This window comes from Rhodoblastus sphagnicola (assembly GCF_002937075.1).
Taxonomy (GTDB): domain Bacteria; phylum Pseudomonadota; class Alphaproteobacteria; order Rhizobiales; family Beijerinckiaceae; genus Rhodoblastus; species Rhodoblastus sphagnicola.
The window spans coordinates 1-18,362 of sequence record NZ_NHSJ01000014.1; the positions used below are offsets into that span (position 1 = coordinate 1).

At 61.3% G+C, this 18,362-nt stretch carries 16 protein-coding genes; 7 read left to right on the forward strand and 9 right to left on the reverse strand.

Going from position 1 to position 18,362, the window contains the following annotated elements:
- The coding region (locus CCR94_RS00935) for an extracellular catalytic domain type 1 short-chain-length polyhydroxyalkanoate depolymerase (RefSeq protein ID WP_206605745.1) at positions 1-1,095 on the forward strand (1,095 nt) is incomplete at its 5' end.
- Positions 1,096-1,264: 169 nt separating this feature from the next.
- Positions 1,265-1,417: a hypothetical protein gene (locus tag CCR94_RS24875; protein ID WP_158254561.1), complete on the forward strand. Its 153-nt coding sequence runs from the start codon at positions 1,265-1,267 to the stop codon at positions 1,415-1,417.
- Between the two features lie 641 nt (positions 1,418-2,058).
- Here the strand turns inward: CCR94_RS24875 and CCR94_RS00945 are convergent.
- A complete protein-coding gene (locus CCR94_RS00945) occupies positions 2,059-2,625 on the reverse strand; it encodes a hypothetical protein (protein ID WP_104506017.1) in 567 nt (188 codons plus the stop codon).
- Between the two features lie 150 nt (positions 2,626-2,775).
- Positions 2,776-3,033, reverse strand: a complete 258-nt coding sequence (locus CCR94_RS00950) for a hypothetical protein (protein ID WP_146089777.1) — start codon at positions 3,031-3,033, stop codon at positions 2,776-2,778.
- An 842-nt stretch (positions 3,034-3,875) separates the two neighbouring features.
- On the opposite strand from CCR94_RS00950, the gene CCR94_RS00955 reads away from it, so the two are divergent.
- The 3 genes from CCR94_RS00955 to CCR94_RS00965 all read left to right on the forward strand — a co-directional run bounded on the left by CCR94_RS00955 (position 3,876) and on the right by CCR94_RS00965 (position 8,475).
- Entirely contained in the window at positions 3,876-4,220 is a 345-nt protein-coding gene (locus CCR94_RS00955; RefSeq protein ID WP_104506019.1) for a single-stranded DNA-binding protein, read from the forward strand.
- Positions 4,221-4,438: 218 nt separating this feature from the next.
- On the forward strand, positions 4,439-4,933 hold the full coding sequence (locus tag CCR94_RS00960; RefSeq protein WP_104506020.1) for a hypothetical protein: 495 nt from the start codon (positions 4,439-4,441) through the stop codon (positions 4,931-4,933).
- Between the two features lie 254 nt (positions 4,934-5,187).
- Positions 5,188-8,475, forward strand: coding sequence for an autotransporter family protein (locus CCR94_RS00965; protein WP_104506021.1), 3,288 nt, complete (start codon positions 5,188-5,190; stop codon positions 8,473-8,475).
- 432 nt (positions 8,476-8,907) lie between these two features.
- On the opposite strand, the gene CCR94_RS24285 is transcribed toward CCR94_RS00965, so the two are convergent.
- The 7 genes from CCR94_RS24285 to CCR94_RS24295 form a co-directional block, all read right to left on the reverse strand.
- Positions 8,908-9,117, reverse strand: coding sequence for a hypothetical protein (locus CCR94_RS24285; protein WP_146089778.1), 210 nt, complete (start codon positions 9,115-9,117; stop codon positions 8,908-8,910).
- Positions 9,118-9,286: 169 nt separating this feature from the next.
- Complete coding sequence (locus CCR94_RS00975; RefSeq protein WP_104506023.1) at positions 9,287-10,036, reverse strand: Arc family DNA-binding protein; 750 nt, start codon at positions 10,034-10,036, stop codon at positions 9,287-9,289.
- A 63-nt stretch (positions 10,037-10,099) separates the two neighbouring features.
- A complete protein-coding gene (locus CCR94_RS00980; RefSeq protein ID WP_104506024.1) occupies positions 10,100-10,741 on the reverse strand; it encodes a hypothetical protein in 642 nt (213 codons plus the stop codon).
- Positions 10,742-10,763: 22 nt separating this feature from the next.
- Positions 10,764-11,531 (reverse strand): hypothetical protein, encoded by a 768-nt coding sequence (locus CCR94_RS00985; RefSeq protein ID WP_104506025.1) that lies wholly within the window; start codon positions 11,529-11,531, stop codon positions 10,764-10,766.
- Between the two features lie 14 nt (positions 11,532-11,545).
- Positions 11,546-12,322, reverse strand: a complete 777-nt coding sequence (locus CCR94_RS24290) for a hypothetical protein (RefSeq protein ID WP_146089779.1) — start codon at positions 12,320-12,322, stop codon at positions 11,546-11,548.
- Between the two features lie 2 nt (positions 12,323-12,324).
- On the reverse strand, positions 12,325-12,672 hold the full coding sequence (locus tag CCR94_RS00995) for a hypothetical protein (protein WP_146089780.1): 348 nt from the start codon (positions 12,670-12,672) through the stop codon (positions 12,325-12,327).
- A gap of 17 nt (positions 12,673-12,689) precedes the next feature.
- Complete coding sequence (locus tag CCR94_RS24295; protein WP_146089781.1) at positions 12,690-13,016, reverse strand: hypothetical protein; 327 nt, start codon at positions 13,014-13,016, stop codon at positions 12,690-12,692.
- Positions 13,017-13,738: 722 nt separating this feature from the next.
- Between CCR94_RS24295 and CCR94_RS01005 the strand changes: the two genes are divergently transcribed.
- Complete coding sequence (locus CCR94_RS01005; protein WP_104506029.1) at positions 13,739-14,557, forward strand: BRO-N domain-containing protein; 819 nt, start codon at positions 13,739-13,741, stop codon at positions 14,555-14,557.
- A gap of 95 nt (positions 14,558-14,652) precedes the next feature.
- A complete protein-coding gene (mobF, locus tag CCR94_RS01015; protein WP_146089782.1) occupies positions 14,653-18,192 on the forward strand; it encodes a MobF family relaxase in 3,540 nt (1,179 codons plus the stop codon).
- The last annotated feature ends 170 nt before the right edge of the window (positions 18,193-18,362 follow it).

The window sequence follows — 18,362 nt, forward strand, 5'->3', positions numbered from 1 at the left end:
CCCGTTGGTAAGAGGCGCCTTGATCTCTGGCTTGATGCATGGATTTACGAAGCTCGCTCAGGTTCAACCCCAGCGAGTCTCAACTATTCCAACGAAAACCGCCATGTGGGAGGCTCGTGCCGCTTACCTCCGTTTCCCTATCTTTCTCTTTCCACCCACCTCGCCAAGTCCATGGCCTCGGCGTTTGGCGCCTTTGTCGCGCCGGATTATCCCGTTCGGGTCGATTCGTTTGGGTCCAATCCGGGCGCCTTGAAAATGTTCGTCTATGCTCCACCGCGCCTACGGGCGGGCAGGCCTTTGGTCGTTGTCTTGCACGGCTGCAGCCAATACGCCGCGTCATTTGCGGCCGACGCCGGCTGGATCGCTTTGGCCCGGCAATATCGTTTCGCCTTGCTGCTACCCGAGCAATCCCGAGCCAATAATCACCTTGGCTGTTTCAACTGGTATCGTTCCGAGGATGTGCGACGCAACTCTGGCGAAGCCATGTCTATCCGTCAAATGATCCGTAGGGCGGTCAAGCTATATGGATCGGATCCGCGTCAGATATTCGTCGCAGGCTTTTCGGCGGGCGGCGGAATGGCGGCAGCCTTGCTGGCCGCTTATCCAGCTTTGATCGCTGCGGGCGGAATATTTGCCGGCATGCCTGTCGGCTGCGCACACACTGGCGTCGGAGCCTTGATAAAAATGCGGCGTTCGGGCTCGGACCTGGCGAGAGCGAGCCTCGCCAGAAGCGTCAGTGGAGGCGGGAAACCGCGCAGATCCTGGCCCCGCGTCCTTATTTGGCAAGGGGAGAAGGATCGGACGGTTGACCCGCAAAATGCGGAAGTCCTTGCCGCGCAATGGAGCGAATTGAAGGGTTTCGGGCCGGTCGCAACGGCTACGGAAACCACGCCGTTATACCAGCGGCGTTCCTGGAGTAGGCGCAATCTCCCGGCGTCCGTCGAGCTGTGGACGATGAATTCAGTCGGGCACGGCTTCCCTGTTGATCCCGGAAAGTCGGCAAACTGCCGGGTTGGAACTTTCGTCGTCGACGCTGGCTTGTCGGGGACTCATATGATGGCGGAGTTTTGGGGTCTCATACCGCCAAAAAAATGATCTCGCATCGAAGTCGAGCCATGGCCGCGATCGATGTCTGATTGGCTTAGAAAGAGCGTTCTTGGCGGGGGGGTGATTGACGCATTGGGTCTGAAAACCATTTGGGTTTAATTGGCTGTTTCTGGAGCCAAGGAGATGATCCCGGCTCACCAGTGTAGGTCTCAAATTTGTGGATGAACTGATCTTCCAAACCTATCGGGGCAAGGACACGGTTCCCGACATCGACGCCTATCTGGGGCCCCTCCATGAGCTATGCGCGAAACTGGACGACGGCGTGTATCAAGCGGCGGATTTGGTTTCGGACGCGGCTTCGATTCCGTGACGGAACTTTACGCTGGGGCTTTGGCTGCATCTTGCCGAGCGTCACGAACACGAACATGACCATTCCATGCTGGATCACGAACACAGCGACGTCCACGACGAACACCACCATCATGCGCACGACGGTCCTGTGAGCGAGTCGCAATCGCACTTCCACCGACACGAGCCGCAGGAGGCATGCCCACCCGCATTATCCGGCTCTGCACCATCGGCATGGGCACGAGTAAGCTATCGCCTTGGCGGCTAGGCCAAAGTTTCGACGAGACATTTGCGAATGCCCGCTGATCGCGAAGGCTCTGGTTCTCTAAGCCAACAGCGAATTTCCGGTTGTGGCGCGGTCCTCCCATAGAACCATCGTCCGGTCTGCCGCTCGGACCGGTCCTTCGCTCAGTGCCTGCAATCCGATCAATCATCGCCGTTGCGGACGAAAATGACAGACTACCGCTGTCCGCCAGGAAGAGCCGTTATAGTGGATGTTTTCGACGTGAACCGGATAGGCCCGAAGAGTTCGGGCGTTGCGCAAGCAAGCTTGCGCCGCGCTCTCGTGAACGGAGCCCACGCTTCCGCGCGGTCTCCGCCCTTCGGGCTTCGATCGCATAACGCAGCCACGGCCAGATTTGCGTGTGACACGACGGCGCCTCGTCAGCGCGCCGCCGCCAGCAACAAAATCTCGACATCCTTGTCGTGATCGACAGGCATCCACCTCTCGCCGCGCATGGCCATGCCGATCGCACGATCCGCGCCCAGCGCTTCTTGCGCCGCCTCATAGGCTTCGATCATGCCGTTCGCCCATGCAAACGACCGCGCTTCCGACACATTTTCGAGCGCATCCAGCCAGTAGCCGCCCTCGGTCTGAGCCGCCACCAGTTTCCCGGCCGCCTCGTCCGAACGCCGGCCGTCTTCACGCGACTTCCGGCACAGCCGAACCGCCTCCTTGACGAACGGCTCCAACATCGCCTCCAGCGCCGCGCGCTTTTCGGCCGCGTCCGTCGGCCACTCCCTCCGCGTCGCCACGTTCGCCGCCATCTCAGCGTCCGCGCGATCGCGAATGTTCCAGTCCGGCTCGTCCAACGCGAACGCTTCCGCAATCAGGCTCACCTCGCGCGCATCCGGAGCCAGCGCGCGCAACACCTCCATCGTCGGCGTCGCGACCAGCTCGACGGGAAAACGGATGACGTTGGAGTTCATGAAATTCAAGTCGTCTTGCATTTTTCAGGCTCCTGAACAAACAAAGAACGTTTAGCGCGAGTTGCTGCTGTTGGCAAGAGATAAGATGTTGTTTATAAACAAGTATACCGCTCTAACCGCATAGGTTTGCGCCAAAGCGGCATCGGCGCGCCGTTCGGCCGCGCGCCCCGATCAATTCAACCGCGCCACGTCGGGCGCCTCAAACTCTCCGATGTCGACGCCGATGAACTCGCCGCCAAAACCGCGCAGGTTTCCGCACCACGCTGGCTCGCCGCCATGTTCGCCCATGCAGAACTCGCGACACTCCTCGAACTGCAATTCGTGCAGCCCCCATTGCACCGTGAAGCGCAACGCCTCCCAGAACCTCAGCACGTTCTGCCGACTCACGCCGCAGGCCAGCCGACGGTGCGCCTCGTCTGGCAACGCCAATACCGCGCTCCATCCATCCATCCCGCCGCCTGACGACGACGATTCCGACGACCTCATCACGTCGCCAGAGCACGCTCGCAATCACGCGGCGATCATTGAAATTCTGGAACGGATCGAAGTTCGGTTCCGGCATCCGCTGGCCCATGGCCTCTTGGCTCCTTTCGTCTCTCTCCTAATCTTGGATGAAACGGCGCGAACTCCAACCACAGGATCACAAGCCCCGAGCCGGCGACCGCCTGCCCCGGCTTCAGGCGCTCGACGCCGACGCCGCAATTTATCCCCCGGCTTGCCGAAGCCCTCTGCCGAACCCGATCGGCGCGCGCTGAAGATCCCCCATTCCGCGGAGCAATTCGCCATCCGCCCCGACCCGCCTGAGCGGGAACGTCAAGCTCAATAGAACCGCAGGACGTCACGCCAACATTGACCGTCCTCGCGACGCCGAAACGTCATTCCGCGAGAGCTCAAAGCCTCTCCAGTCAATTCACAAACATGGCGCCGCTCCATCCGGCTGTCCCCTCGGTTTGGTGGACGCCTAGACCGGTCAGCCGGCGCGTCAACCGTGGCTCGCGACGATTGTCCCCTTCGCCCTGCGGGCGAATTCCTCGCGCGACAAAATCGCCTCGATCTCACGGTCCTCCGCAAGCGTCGGCCCGCACAAGCGCGCGGCGCTCAGTGATTTTCCCCTTCGCCCTGACGGGCGAATTCCTCGCGCAGCAAAATCGCTGACGCCGCGATGCGCGCTTGGCGGGTTCTGCGCCGCCTCTCGACCGGTCTCTTTCGGCGTCACCGAGGGGATCGCCGGATGGAGCCGGACGCCCTCGAGAGAAAGACAGGAGAGAACCATGTGCCAGTGCGCGGAATTCCAAATCATCGGTCGCGTTGGAAAGATCAAGAAAGTCGGCTCGACGCTCCGCGTCACCATCGCCGCCAGCTATCCCTACAAGGACGATCACGGCGACTGGCAAGAGCGCACCCGCTGGAACGAGATCACGATCTTTCAAGATGCCCGCAAGGGCTACGTGCAGCGCAACATCTTGACGGGCGACTTGATCCGCGCGGTCGGCATGCTCGAGCAGACCAGCTGGGAGAAGGACGGCGAAACCGTCTACGGCGTGACCCTCGCTTGCGAGCAGATCGGGCGCCTCTGCAAGGGTCCGAGCCACCCCGACAGCGACGAGGCCAACTGAGGCCAGCCAGGGGAGGCCCGGAGCCTCCCCTCTCCCTTCACCCAGTTTTCAAAGAGACTCCGAAATGCTCGCCCAACTCGCCAACATCCTCGCCCATCTCATCTTCCCCGGCATCGCGATCGTACTCTCCGCATACGCCTTCATCGGCTCGCTCTCGGAGACCTCGGACTGATCCGCAGGCATTCGCCATCCACCAATTCGCTCTTCAGGAGGCCGTAATGTTCGACTTCAGCAAACTGACCATCCCGACGCCGGAGGAACGCGCCGCCGCCGAACTGGATCGAGTGAACGCGGCGATCGCCGAAGATCGCCGCAGGCGTCGCGAGCGGAGCAGAAGCTCCGTCGAGGTGACGCTCATCGAGGACGCCTACTCGAGGTTCACCGCTTCCTCCAGCCCGATCATTAATTTCCATGGTCTCGACGCCCAGCAGCGGCGCGTTTCCGTCACCTGGTTCGCTCCTGACTTTGCGGAACGCGAGACGATCGACAAAATCATCGACCATCTCGCCGCCAACACGACCGTGACCCTCAAAAGCTACTGGAAGCCGCATCAAAGGCTCAGTGGCGAAACGGCGTTCACGTTCATCGCGCAATTCATCGAGCCGGTCTTTCCGAAGTGTCGAAGACCTCGCCAACCTCATCAACCGCGCTTTCGAGGCCGGAGCCACCCACGTCTCGTGGGGCTGAGGATCCAGGCGTGCCTATCCGGTTAACGCATACACCTACTACAATGTAGAGGGGCCGCGCGCTCGGGCAAAGGCAGAGAGCGGCGGGAAGCCGACCGTCGCGGGAGGCGCCGGGAACGCCTGCTCGGGACGCCAGATGCCGAAATCGCCAAGCTTGATCGTTACTGTTGCCGCAGCGCAACAGAGCCAAAAAATTAACTTAGGTCACCCGGTTGTCGTAAAGGCAGTAAACGCGGACCATAAGCGTGGCGCCAATTCGACAATTTGAACTGGAGCCTCTCATGCGTCGCGCAAATCAGATTTCCTCTCTTGCTCTCATTCTCGCCGCTGGCTTGGCGGCGTCGTCGGCTTCCGCCGCGTCGACCACCACGATCACCGCGTCTGACGCCAACGTCCTTAACCTGCTTTCGCCGTTCCTGACGCTGAACGCCACGACCATCGGTGTTTCGACGCTCACCGCGAACCTGAACGGGACGATCTCCACCAACAGCGCGGCGGCGCAGTCTCCGGTAATCGAGGCGGTGTCGATCAGTGACAAGGCGATCTTTAGCGCGAACTCCGGCTCGGGCTTGTCCTCGATCACGCTGCTAAATACCATTGTCCCCCAATATTATGGCGTCGCCGCGAACCTGGGGGGCGGCCTGCCCACGCAGGCGATCCAGAGCACGAACGGCCAGAACTTTAGTGGCAGCGGCAATCTGACCATCACGACAGGTGTGAACGGAACCATTGCTCCGTCGCAGAGCTACGGCGGCCTGGGAGCCCTCGGCGGCGCGTTCCAAACGGCGGTAAGCCCCTATGCGGTGACCGCGAGCACAGGCGCCTATGTCACCGCTTCGACCACGGGATCCGCGAACCCGCTTTTGACGGGTCAGTACCAGACGCAGACCGTCGTCAACCTTCTGAACAGCGCCTACAATAGCTTCAACTCCATCGACCTCGGCGTCGCCAAGTATTATTTCGCCAATGGCACGACTAACGGCACGAGCACAGCCGTCGCGCCGAACGGCTACACGCTGCCGACTTATAACGGCATGCCGAACACGACCAACAGTGTTTACGACGTCGCCTATGGCGTGAACAATAATCAAAACGGCCAGAACCAGTACGGTGATTCCCGTCCCGTGCAGGTCGCTGCCAACAACCTCAACCAATACGATCCCACCTCTCTCTATAACCTGGGAGGAAATCCTTCATTCCCGAGCGGCCACACCACCTATGCCTTCACGGATTCAATCTTGATCGGCATGATGACGCCGCAGTTCTTCCAATCGATGATCCTACGCGCCTCGGAATACGGCAACAGCCGGATCGATCTCGGCGTGCATTATCCGCTCGACATCATCGCGAGCCGCTCGTTCGTGCAATATAATCTCGTTCAGTTGCTGAGCGCGACTGCTGCTACCGGCAGCACGCAGGCGAGCAATCCGTATTACTACACCAACACGAACGGCAGTACGACCGTGCTGAACTTGAATGGTCAGTTCGTCAGCGCGGCGCAATCGCTCAACGGCTATTTGAACACGCAAGCCAGCACGTGTGGCGGATCGGTTGCAGCTTGCGCCGCGAGCAATCCCTACAACACGTATTCGGCGACGACCTATGCCTATCAAGCCACCGCCGCTGGCGTGACAGGCGCGAGCACGGCCGCCGAGAACGCTGCGATTTACGCGTATCGCATGACCTACGGCCTGCCGACATATACTTACGCGCAGGCGCCGCGTGAACTTAACGACGGGCAAGGCAACACGGCAGCGATCCTCCTCTCCACGCTCTACGGCGGCAAAGGGAATGCGCAAGCCCAGGCCCTCGCCAACGCGGCCACCGGCGGCACATCCGGCGGGGGGTCGATTGCCAACCTGGCGACGTCAACCATCAACCAGATCATCTACGATACCGAAGGCCAGGCGCTGCAAGCCTTCTACGGCACCCAGCTCAGCTACTGGAGCCGCATCAACCTCTATGCGGCCGCCGGCTTCTTCTCGAACGGCATGGCGGGCGCGCTGACCTTCGCCGCCGGCGATACCGTCACCACCGATGTCACCGTCGCGAGCGGCGGTTCGCTCGGAGGCGCCGGCACGATCACCGGCAACTTGACGTTCCAGAGCGGATCGTCGCTCACCGCCACGTCGGGCGCCACGCTGACGGTGCATGGCGGCGCGGTGAATCTGCAGGCCGGTTCGTCCGTCGCCCTCAGTGGGGCATTCCTGCCGGGCGCCTACCAACTGATCACCACCGACGCCGGCCAGAGCATTACGCGCGATCGTTCTGTGGGCGTTACGGGCGCGACCACCAACTATGAAACGGCTAGCCTGCAGGTGGTAGGCGACCCCGTTCTCACCTTGACGCTGACCTCCAACTTCGCGGCGCTCGCGCAGACGCCGAACCAGCGCGCCGTGGCCGCCGGTATCGACGCCGCAGCGAATGCTTCCGCCCTGACCGGCGACGCCGCGACGTTCTACAAGACCTTCATCAACGCCGGCGACGGCGCCTCGGCCTTTGACGCCTTGTCCGGCGCTGGCATTGCCGCCGCCAACACCGCGGCTCTGCGCTTCGGCGCGAATTTCGCCGACACGATCGGCGACCAGGCCTATTTCGGCCTGTCGGGCAACACGGCCGACGTCGACGGCGTGTCGCACGTCCCCGGCTACGCGCAAAACCCGAAGACGGGCCAACCGATTGTCACCAAGGGCCCGCTGCTGGCCGCGCCTGAGCGCGACTGGCGTCTCTGGGGCGTCGCGACGGGCGGCGGCGCCAACACGTCCGCCAGCACCTATCGCGGAACGCCGTCTTCCACCGCGACAGCCTTCGGCGGATTGATGGGCCTCGATTACCTGCTGCAACGCAACTGGCTGGCCGGTGTCGCGGTCGGCGGCGGCGAAAGCCATTTCAACACTGTCGGGCTCGCCACCTCGGGCCACACCAGCAGCGTGAACTTTGGCCTCTACACCGCCTATCAGTTCGAGCATGGCTTTTACGGCGAGCTGTCGCAGACCTTCGGCTTCTACGACAACCACATCAGCCGCAACGCCGCCATCGGCGGCCTGACGGCGGAATCCCTGGCGGGCGCGTTCTCGTCCTTCGAAGAACGCACCCGGGTGGAGATCGGCCGCAAGCTGTCGTTCGACGCCTTCAGGATCACCCCGTTCCTGGCCTTCGAATACGCCACCCTGAATAGCGCCGCCTTCACCGAAACAAATAGCGCCGGCTTGACGACGCTGGCTCTGGCCGGCAAATCGTACACGACCGCCTCGGCGCCGCTGTTCGTCGGCTTCCGGGTCTCCGGCCAAGCCGCGACCCTCTTCGGTTGGAACGTGACGCCGGACGCGTCTTTCGCCTGGGTGCATGAATTCATACCCAACCGTAAATTTGCGGGCTCACTCGCGGTTTTGCCGGGCTCGGACTTCACCGTCTATGGTCCGCGCGCAGCCTCGGACGCCGCGCAGGTCAAGGCCGGACTGGTCATCGCGGTGAGCGATCAGGTCAGCCTGTTCGCCAAATTCGTCGGCGAACTCGCGCCGTCCGCCAACTCATACGGCGGTCGCGGCGGCTTCACCTACCGGTTTTGATCGCGCTCTTGCCTAACATAACGACCGCCGGCTCGCGCCGGCGGTTTTTTGTTAAAGGACTACGATAGCGAAATTGCGCCTTTCAACGCTAACGAGTGAAAGCGCGTTACCTGATGCCGGTTTGTTGAATGGTAACTAAAGTTCATGAAGGAGACCGTCGCGGGCGTTCTCGGGAAGGGCAGGAATGAGCCGGACTCGGTCGATCAGGCCGCCTAAATCAAGCTTGCCTCCAATCTACATGTTGTGGGTGTATGCGTTAGGCATGGATCCAGGATATGCAGCAAAAACCCGCCCCAGTGGTGTAGCTGCACTGGAGCGGGCCATGGAAGGACATGAACGCTGACCAAGTCTTGTCCAGAGACGTGGCGCGTCAAGACGTAATTTTCCTTTATGGCGAAGCTGCGTCTATACCTTGACGTCACTGCGACGTATCTAAGCGACGTCGATTCGTTCGTCCTCGTCCTCGTCTTCCGCTTCGTTGGTCATTTGCGCCAGCAGACTCGCAAGATAGGCTCTGGCATCATCTGCATGGCGAAGGGCGCGCGCAACAGCCTCACGGCTACCGTCCAATTCTAAATCCATTCGCGCGAATTGAAGATCGATCAACGCGTATTCTTTCAATGATTTCAATGCGTCGGGCATCGCCACCCCCGATAATATCTCTGATCCAACTTCGATGCGTGGTGCCTAGGGCGACGGACATTAATTGACGCAGGTCAAATAAACAAGGCTGAGTTTAGTATGGCGAGAAATGCAACCATTGAGACATGCCGCGCCGCCCTGCCCTGGCCGCCATCAGGCCAATTCCTGCTCAGCGACAACGCCAGTCGACACACTCCATCCCCAACGACAAATACTGCGCTTGACCAACAATCACCCCCGGATAGATGTATCCAAGCACAAGGGCACGAAATACTTCGTCATCAATCCGGGCGCAAATATCTATGCTCCAAGACGAAAGCCCCGAGGTCACGTACAGCGCTTTCGTATCAACACCTTGTGACATTCTCTTGTCGCTGCACAGTCTGATTTCGACCACAACAAATCGTCCAGTTCCCTCATTGCCTATGACGGCGCACTCTGCTGAATTCATATTCGATTGAACCGCTACAATACGTTTCGCACCCACCGTCAGAATTTTAGCGCCGGCTTCTAGCGACAAGGCGCACTCTCGACGAACCCGAAAAGCGGCTCCGAACCCATGCTTAAGCCAGTCGGATCGCGCGCCCCAAAGATTGGCGATCGCGTCAATTTTAGAAAACTCCAAAACTCTCTTGCCCGCAAAGGCGTCTTCCACAGCCTTGGCATCCTTCTCGCCGATCAATTCAGCGATTTTCGAAGGTGTGATCCAGGGTCCAAGTCGCGCGCTATTCACCTGATCGAGCAAAGTGTGGTGACGCCCGGACAGACTCGGACGGAGCGCCCGTTCCAACACCGTAACAATTTCGCCGTTCATCGAGCGGTTGTTCGCCTTTGCAAGTTCCGCAATGCGCTCGCGCACTCCGTCCGGCAGTCGAACGACAAATTGGTCCAGGTGTCGGCTAGGGCTGTCTTGGGCCATGGGCCTCTCCAATTAATATCGTTCGCGCCGGCGCGATTCTTCACCGCGCCGAACCGCGCATCGTCATTTCGCGTTTCCGAGGATTTCATCGAGCCAGCACGCCGACCGAACGACGCCGTGCGTGTCCCGCACAGGAACCGCAACTTTCTTGCATTGTGCGATCCGCGCCTCGATGTCGGAAAAGCCATCCAGATAGGCTCGCACACCAAATCCGCCGACGAAAATACCGACAGCCAGTACAGAGACGCACATCGCAAGCACCCAGGCGTCCCGCCGATTCCGGCTCGTCTGCTTCAGCACAAGCCATTCCTGGCTGGAATCGATCAGCCGATTGGACAGTTCCTTGGCGATATGCGCGACTGAACGCTGAAACTCCTTTTCCGCGCGCTCGCCGGCGGCGATCGCCGTCTCCGCCGCCTGCTTGCCAATCGCGATCGCCTTCTCGCCGCCGGCGATCATGATCTTCAAGCGACTGACTTCCTTGTCGCCGAACGCCGTGGCGCCGTCGATGATCCGCTGCGCTTCCTCAATCGCCACCTCGTTTGTCCGGGCGCTCACGACGATTGCGCCAAGGAGGGCCGATACGAAACGCCCCTCGATTTTATCAGCATGGACGCCCCATTCCCGCGCCGCAGCTTCAACTTCCTTGATGTGCCAATCAAGGTCGTGGGCGGCAGAGCCGCCCACATCCTGTTGCAACGTCATGATCCGACCTCCCTAGCTTGGCTCATTCGGCCGCGTCGAAGGATTCGTCTTCCTTGATCGCTGGCAACCAGTCGGCCGGGATCTCCGAGAACATGACCGGCAAGTCCTTCGCCCACCACTTGCGCACGCGCGCCGTGTCAAACATGCCGAGCGGCGGGTTGACCTCCGCCAGCACCTCCTTGAACGTCAGGCCTCGATCGGTCACTTCGGACATGCAGGCCAGCCGGGGAAATTCGACCACCTGCCCGCTGTTGCTCAACACCCTCCTGATCGCGCGATGTTTCATCAGCGGTTCGAAAGCCGCCTTTGAGGAACGTCCCGACAACACCAGCCCGCCGTTGGTCACGACGAGCGTGTGTTGCGATACGAAGAGATCGTTGGACGAATAATGTTCGAGGTAATCGAGATCGGCGGTCTCCGGCCCGACAACATGCACGAGGACAACACGAACCCCGACCGATTCCAGCATTTCCGCGACCGGCAGTTCTTCCACCAGGCGCGCCAGGGGCGTGTCGCCACCGCCGACGTCGAGGACCGCGCTTCGGCCATGCTCTGGGAGCGATATGAAACGCTCCTCGAGCCACCGTTTCACCTCTTCCGGCGCGCTCGACACCGGCCGCAACGCATCGCGATGGAACAGCGACAGGTTATAGGACATATTCTGGCGGTCGCCGTCCCAAATCTCGAATTCTGAACCGCGCTCTCGCAGGTATTGCGTGATCGTATTCAGAAACGACGTCTTTCCGACGCGCTGGCGGCCAAGCACCATCAAGACAACTGATTCATTCATAGTTCATTCTCCTTTCACCACTTCTTCATAAAACGTCGATCATAGGGCCTATACCGCGCCCATTCTTTCGCGCGCGACCAGATGGTGCCTCTCAGGCACCCGATACGTTCGTCCTCTGGCACCTCCGGATCCTCCCAAGGCTCGGGCTCGCCGTCGTCCCTGAAGAACTGGCGCAAATCCAAAATCTGGCCGTCCCAATCGAGAACGCGCATCTTCGACAAAGCTTCCGGCAGCTCCATGTTGCGCCAAGGCTCGTCTCCGCTCTCGTTGGCGGCAGACGTCGATGAAAGCGCTGGCAAACGAGGCGAGCCAACAGGAACGAGCTGCCGATTGATGGAAACCGAGGGGGCTGATTGCGGCCTCGGCTGAACATCCGAGAGGGGCGGACCGACTGGCGCCGTCTTGCCAAACCGCGACGGCATGTTGCGTCGCGGATCAGCAGCGCGTCGCGCCTCGAGTTCGGCTCGTTCGTTCGCCCGCTCTTCCTTGAGACGAATGACTTCCTGGCGGACTCTGTGCCAAGTTCTTGTGGCTGTCGCCCGTGTGACCGGTCTTCCATCGGCGAGCGTTACGCCCATTCCTGGAAAATCAGCGCAAAGCCGCTTCCATGTCACCCCGCGCCGAGTCTTCATAGCGGACTGACGCAACTCGTCGTGGTGTTCGAGCAACCACCAAAACAACGGCGAGCGCAAATCGGACCGCGCGACGCACTCGAAAATTGCATCGAGCGATTTCTTGGATTGTCGCAACGGCGAGGCCCGTCTCAAGTCGTCACTGTTGTCTTCATCCATCTCTAATGCACCGTGTCGACCTTGATGGTGTTGTGAGGCCACTGACTATTGAGGTCAGGGACACGCGCCTTCATCTCGACGACCTGTTTCCAAGTTCTTCTGACGGTCTGAGGCGTCAACGGTCTGCCGCGAAACGCGGTGACGCCCAATGCGGTCAGACTCGCGCAGCACTCTTGCCACGTCATCCGAAGCTTGCCGTCAGCGTCTCGCATCGTGTCGTAACGATCGTAGAACCACCAGAAACATGAAGAACGGCCACCACGCGCGACAGTCCGAAAGATCCTGTCGAGTTGCTCCTGTGACATCTTCGGATACGGTCGATACCCAGAATTTTCGTCGTCTTCATCCATAGCCACCGCCTCTCCGCCTACGACTTGATCACGGCGTCGGCCTGGCCGACATATGGCAGCTCGCCGCGCACGCGTTGCCACGTTGCTCTGGCCGTTCTGGCGGTGACGACCTTGCCGTCAGACAGAATGAAGCCCGCGAGCGCGAAATCGCCGCACATTTCCACCCAGGGAAATTCTCCGCCGCAATCGGTTTCGGCTTGCAGCAACTCCTGGGCGTGATTGAACAACCACCAGTACAAAGGTGAGCGCGGCTGGGGACGCAGAACGCAAGCAATCTCTCGCACTCGCTTCAGTGCGGCCGGAGGTTGCTGTATTGCCACCTCGTCGATCTTCTCATCTTCCATGTTCGTTCGCCTCCGACGAATCCGTACTCAGCATGAGAGCAGCGATCGGCGCGAACTCGATCCGAGAAAAATCACCAAGGAGCATTTTTGATCGTGGACGAGACCGCGAAGACGCAACGCGCAATGCGCTCAACCGACATGCGCACACGCGCTGAAGTTCCATTCTTGCAACGAATTGCCGGACAGAAACCGGACAAACTCTGGACAGAAACCAGACAGACGCCGGACAGCAAGAAATCGATAATGGATACTATACGGACCAATGCACCCTGGGTGCGGTCCGCGCGCGGCGCGGACTTGCCGCCTCCGGCGGCGGGCGAGCGGAGGGGAAACCCTGCGCGCCTGGGCAGGCTGTCAAATCGACAGAGAACGACGATGGCGGCCATTCTCGGCCTTTACGCCATCGCGGGCCGCAGCGCCTTCAATCTTCGCCGCCTGCGAGGCTCTAGGCGCGCTTCTCCAAAATGAGGGCCGCCGGTCCGCCACCACCGCCAGAACCCGCCGAATGAGGGTTTGGCGAGAGGCCTGCGGCGACTCCCTGGACGCCACCAGAGACAGCAAGCCGCCATGCGCGGATGCGCCAGGCCCTTGATTTCGTCGCTTCGACTTCGCGCCACTTGCCTCGATCCTGACCCTGAGCCGGGGATGGTCCCCGGCGGCACGGCCAACCGCAACGGTCGCGGAACCCGCGCCTAAGCGTTTGAATTCAGGAGATAGAGACGATGGCTGGAAAGTCGAAAAAGGTCGCTGCGCCGACGGGCGCGCTCGATCCGAGCTCGTTCATGTTCGACAGCCAAGCGGTGCGAACCTACGTCGAGAACGGCGAGCCTTGGTTCGTGGCCAATGACGTTTGCGCCGTGCTGGGGATCACCAATCCTAGGCACGCTATAGCGCCGATTGACGCTGAAGATATTCATGTCGTTGCCAACGACACCAATCGAGGTCGCCGCAAACTGAACGCGGTGAACGAAGCCGGCCTCTACCAGCTGATCTTCCGCAGCCGCAAGCCGGCGGCGCGGCGCTTCCTCAAATGGGTGACGAACGAGGTCCTGCCGCAAATCCGCAAAACCGGCCAGTACCAACATCCCTCGGCCGACCAGCCCAAGATCGCCCCGGCCGCAAATCCCGAGCGATTGACGAAGGAGCGCGCGCGCGGCCAACAAGTGGCTGTGACCGTCATCGACACCATCAGCCTGGTCGACCAACTCGTGGAAGAACTGGCGCCGATCACGGCGATCATCGAACGGTCAAAGATCACCGCCCAAGCCTTCAACGCCGCAACGCTCAACAGTTTCACGGAGCGTTGCCCCCATTGCAGGACAGCACTTCCCGGCCTCTTGAGCGAAAGCACGCTGGATCTGACGATGCTCTCGGCCCTCAAGGCGCGGGAGCTCGACATCGAATGGCGCCGCGTCCAACCGGTTTTGAACAAGCTGCGCGCCCTGGTCGGATCGTCCGGCTCGGCGGAAGACCCCCTCCTGGACTATCTGAAAGAGGTGAAAATGAACAAGGAAGACGAAACGCCGCCGAGCAAGCACTGATTGCGGCGCTCGCTTCGACTTCGCGCCAACCGCCTCGATCCTGATCCTGCCGCCGGAGCGCTCCTCCGGCGATCACACCCGCAGGACAGGACCGATTGTATGCCGAATCCCGAAAACAACCCCTCCCCCAAGCAGAACCCGTCAGACGCCCCCCTCGATACACGCGAGGCGCTTATAAAACTCATCGCCCTGGCCCAGGGCATCGATCACGGCCAAAACGCCGGCCTGGAAGCGACCGGCATGCTGCGCGAGGAAATCGGAGCGCTTCACGGCTTGCTCGCGCATCTGATCGAGATCCTCACCCCCGCGCAGCCCGAAAACGAAGGCCCGAGCCTGCGCGAGTTGATCAGCCTCATGATCCAGCAGCAACGCGAGATGGCGCGATTGCTGAAGGAACTCGTCACCGCCGCACGGCGGATCGAGACACATCTCGGCACGGCCACCACGCCCCCGGCGGTTCAGAAGGCGCAATGATCATGCTGAATTTCGCCAAAGTCGCCGCCAGTTCAGACGGCGCCAAGATTCGCGCCTATCTGACCCAGGACGCCCCCGAGCCGCAACACGCCTCCCTCACGGTCGCCGGCATCGATCCCGCCGGCCGCAATCTCGACAGTGGCGAAACGCTCACCAACTATTACACCGGGCGCGGCGAAGCCGCCACCTGGCGCGAGGACATGCCGGCCAGCGTCGCCGCCGCCCTTGGGATCGACAGCACGAAAGGCCGACCGCGCTACGCCGAACTCGATCCTCTGTTCGAGGCCCGACGCGCCGACACTGGCGAGGCCTGGTCGCGCACCCAGCGAACAAACTCTGGATTCGACTTCGTCTTCGCGCCCCACAAATCCGTCTCGCTCGCCGCCGAATTCGCGGCGAGTGAGGCGGAACGCCGGTTGATTTGGGAGGCGATCCATCGCGCCAACGACGACGCATTGCGATATGCGGCCGAGGATCTCGGCCAAGCGCGCAAAGGCAAGGGCGGCCTCAAGGGCGTCGAGGCCGGCGCCATCGGCTGGGTGACGTTCGCTCACGACGCCGCGCGTCCTACCCTCGCCCTTCAGGACGGCGCCGGTGGCGGCACCTACCTGGTCGACGCGCCGATCGCGGGCGACCCTCATTTCCATCTGCACAATTTCATCCCAAATCTCGTCGTGACCGAAGACGGCCGTGTGGGCTCGATCGACGCTCGCGTCATCACCGCAAACAAGGTTCACGAGCTCGGCGCCGTTTTCCAAACCTATCTGGCGCAAAATCTTCGCGATCTCGGGGTGCGTGTCGGCTACGATGAGAAGGAGGAAGCGATCGTCGCCCTCGACGTGCCCGAGGAAGCCGTCACGCAATTCTCCAAACGCGACCGTCAGGTCATCGGCGACGCCAAGCGCTACGCCGCCGAAAGCGCCCTGGAGTGGGAGGAACTCTCGCTCGACAAGAAGAAGGAACTCTTGCACGAAGCCAGCGCCGCCGGACGCCTCGGTAAAACCAAGGACGAGGCGCGCGAGGTGTGGCGCGCGCAAGCCGCCGAGATCGGCTGGAAGCACGATACCGTCCTCGTCGCCGCGCCACAGCCGGTCATCAGCGATGCGGAACGGCACGAAGCCGCCTATGACCTCGCGACGAAAAACCTTTCCCGCGAATTCGTGACCGCCGCCGTCCTCGATCGCGACCGTCTGCGCGTACATGCGGCGCGCGGTCTCATCTCGGTCGGCGCGCCGGCCGGTCGCAAAGATGTCGACGCGGTCGTGGACTTGATCGAACAACATGGTTTCAACCATGAAGGCGTCCACGTCTCGCTGATTTCCGGAAAATTGGAGCGTGGCGAGAGGATCAGCAACAGCCTGCAAGTTCACATCGAACAGGCCGTTTCCGAAAAGGCGCGCAACGCCGCCCTCGATCATTCCTCCGATCTGACGGACGCCAGACTGCGATCCGCCATCGCCGCTCTTGAAGCCTCTGGCCAAGGAATCACCTTCAGCCCTGAACAATCCGCCGCGATCTACGCGCTCGGCGGAGGCGGGAAGCTCTCGCTCCTAACTGGCGTCGCGGGCGCCGGCAAGACGACATTGCTGAGCCCTCTCGTAGACGCCTGGCGCGACGAAGGACGGCGCGTTGTGGGCATGTCGACCGCGTGGAGGCAAGCCGACGCGTTAAAGGACGCGGGAATCGGCGAGACTTTCGCTCTCCAACCGCTTCTGAAGGCCATCGAAGCCGGCGAATTCCAGCCCGACGCCCGAACCGTGCTGGTCATCGACGAGGTAAGCCAAATCGGACCACGACCCATGCTGAAGCTCCTTGAGCTTCAGGCCGCCACTGGAATGACGATCAAGATGCTGGGCGACCGCGAGCAGGTCCAGTCGATCGAGGCCGGCGACACCATCGAACTGTTGCGACGCGTGCTTCCCAAGACCTCCATGCCGGAAGTTCTGACCGCCGTCCGACAGCGCTCCGACCGTGACCGCGAAATCGCATCGTTGTTTCGCAAGGGCGACGCCGAAACGGCCTTGGAAATGAAACGTGACGACGGAACCGCGACCCTGGTCGAGGGTGACTACGACCAGGTCGTGAAGGCGGTCGCCGACCTGTACATGCAGCGTTCGGATGCGCTCAAAGCACAGGATCCGTCACTGAGCGTCACCATCACCACGCTGACCAACGCCGAAGCCGCCGATATCAGCCTCGCGATCCGCGAGCGCCTGAAGGCGCGCGGGGAGATCGGGTCGGACGAAGCGACCTACAAGTCTGTCGTCTATCGTGGCGACAAGCCCGAAATGTTCGATCTCCCCATTGCGACCGGGGATCGCTTACGGCTATTTCGCCAGACACGCATAAAATCCGGGCAGGGATTTATTTCGATCGGCAATAACGGCGACGTCGTCGATGTTCTCGGGAAAACAACGAACGGCCTCGTCCTACGAAACGCTCGCGGCGTCACGGCCAACGTCGACTGGCGAACCCTTTCCGACAAGACGACCGGCCGGCTTCTCCTCGGCCCAGGCCGCGCCTTCACGATCGACGCGGCGCAAGGCATGAGTATCAAGGGCGAGCATATCAACGCCCTGCCCCGCGGAACAGCGGGAACGACCGCCTTCAAAATGTACACGGCGGAAAGCCGCGCCACCGGGCGCACCCATACCGTCATTTCGAAGGGAGCAATTCTCGCCGCCGTGCAACGGTCGCGCGCGCTCGGCGATCGCACGCCAATCCGCGAGGACGATCTTTGGCGCCGGGTGGAGAAGGATGTTTCCCAAAAGCCCTACAAAGCCCTGGCGATCGATCTCTTGGACAAGGGCCGCAAGCAACGCGATCGGGCGATCGTTGACGGGCTCAAGCAGCACAAAGTTCTGGATGACGCGGAACGCATCGAGGCAGAGCGCGCGAAACCGATGCTGGGCGCCCACGCCCGGAAAGCATTCGAGGACGGCGTTGCCCGCGAGGCGTTTTCGGACCAGCGCGGCGCGCTCAAGGCGATGGTCGATGAGGCCGTGGAGCGCCTGCGCGAGGCTGGCGAATTCCTGACGGAGCATCTTCGCTCACTGCGGGACGCCATTCGTCCAGGTGATTCAACAACGTCCCGCGCGGCTCAATCGCCGCAGCAAGACGACGAACCTGTCGCAGGTCCTTCATCACCGTCAATGCGATAAGAAAGTCAGGTGGAGCGCACGTCGTGCCCAGCTGTTTCGCTATAGGATTTACGCCAAGGGTACGCGAGGAGCGCCGAACTCGGCGACGAAGGCCGAGAGTTTTTCGACCCGGGATCTCGGAGGCTGAGTCTCACTCGCGGTCATCCCCTGCGTCACGGCAATGCGTTGGG

Bases quoted from the DNA above. Each gene is read 5' to 3' on its own strand.
- CCR94_RS00945 (WP_104506017.1), bottom strand. From the start codon at position 2,625: ATGCAAGACGACTTGAATTTCATGAACTCCAACGTCATCCGTTTTCCC.
- CCR94_RS00955 (WP_104506019.1), top strand. From the start codon at position 3,876: ATGTGCCAGTGCGCGGAATTCCAAATCATCGGTCGCGTTGGAAAGATC.
- CCR94_RS00960 (WP_104506020.1), top strand. From the start codon at position 4,439: ATGTTCGACTTCAGCAAACTGACCATCCCGACGCCGGAGGAACGCGCC.
- CCR94_RS00965 (WP_104506021.1), top strand. From the start codon at position 5,188: ATGCGTCGCGCAAATCAGATTTCCTCTCTTGCTCTCATTCTCGCCGCT.
- CCR94_RS24285 (WP_146089778.1), bottom strand. From the start codon at position 9,117: ATGCCCGACGCATTGAAATCATTGAAAGAATACGCGTTGATCGATCTT.
- CCR94_RS00975 (WP_104506023.1), bottom strand. From the start codon at position 10,036: ATGGCCCAAGACAGCCCTAGCCGACACCTGGACCAATTTGTCGTTCGA.
- CCR94_RS00980 (WP_104506024.1), bottom strand. From the start codon at position 10,741: ATGACGTTGCAACAGGATGTGGGCGGCTCTGCCGCCCACGACCTTGAT.
- CCR94_RS00985 (WP_104506025.1), bottom strand. From the start codon at position 11,531: ATGAATGAATCAGTTGTCTTGATGGTGCTTGGCCGCCAGCGCGTCGGA.
- CCR94_RS24290 (WP_146089779.1), bottom strand. From the start codon at position 12,322: ATGGATGAAGACAACAGTGACGACTTGAGACGGGCCTCGCCGTTGCGA.
- CCR94_RS00995 (WP_146089780.1), bottom strand. From the start codon at position 12,672: ATGGATGAAGACGACGAAAATTCTGGGTATCGACCGTATCCGAAGATG.
- CCR94_RS24295 (WP_146089781.1), bottom strand. From the start codon at position 13,016: ATGGAAGATGAGAAGATCGACGAGGTGGCAATACAGCAACCTCCGGCC.
- CCR94_RS01005 (WP_104506029.1), top strand. From the start codon at position 13,739: ATGGCTGGAAAGTCGAAAAAGGTCGCTGCGCCGACGGGCGCGCTCGAT.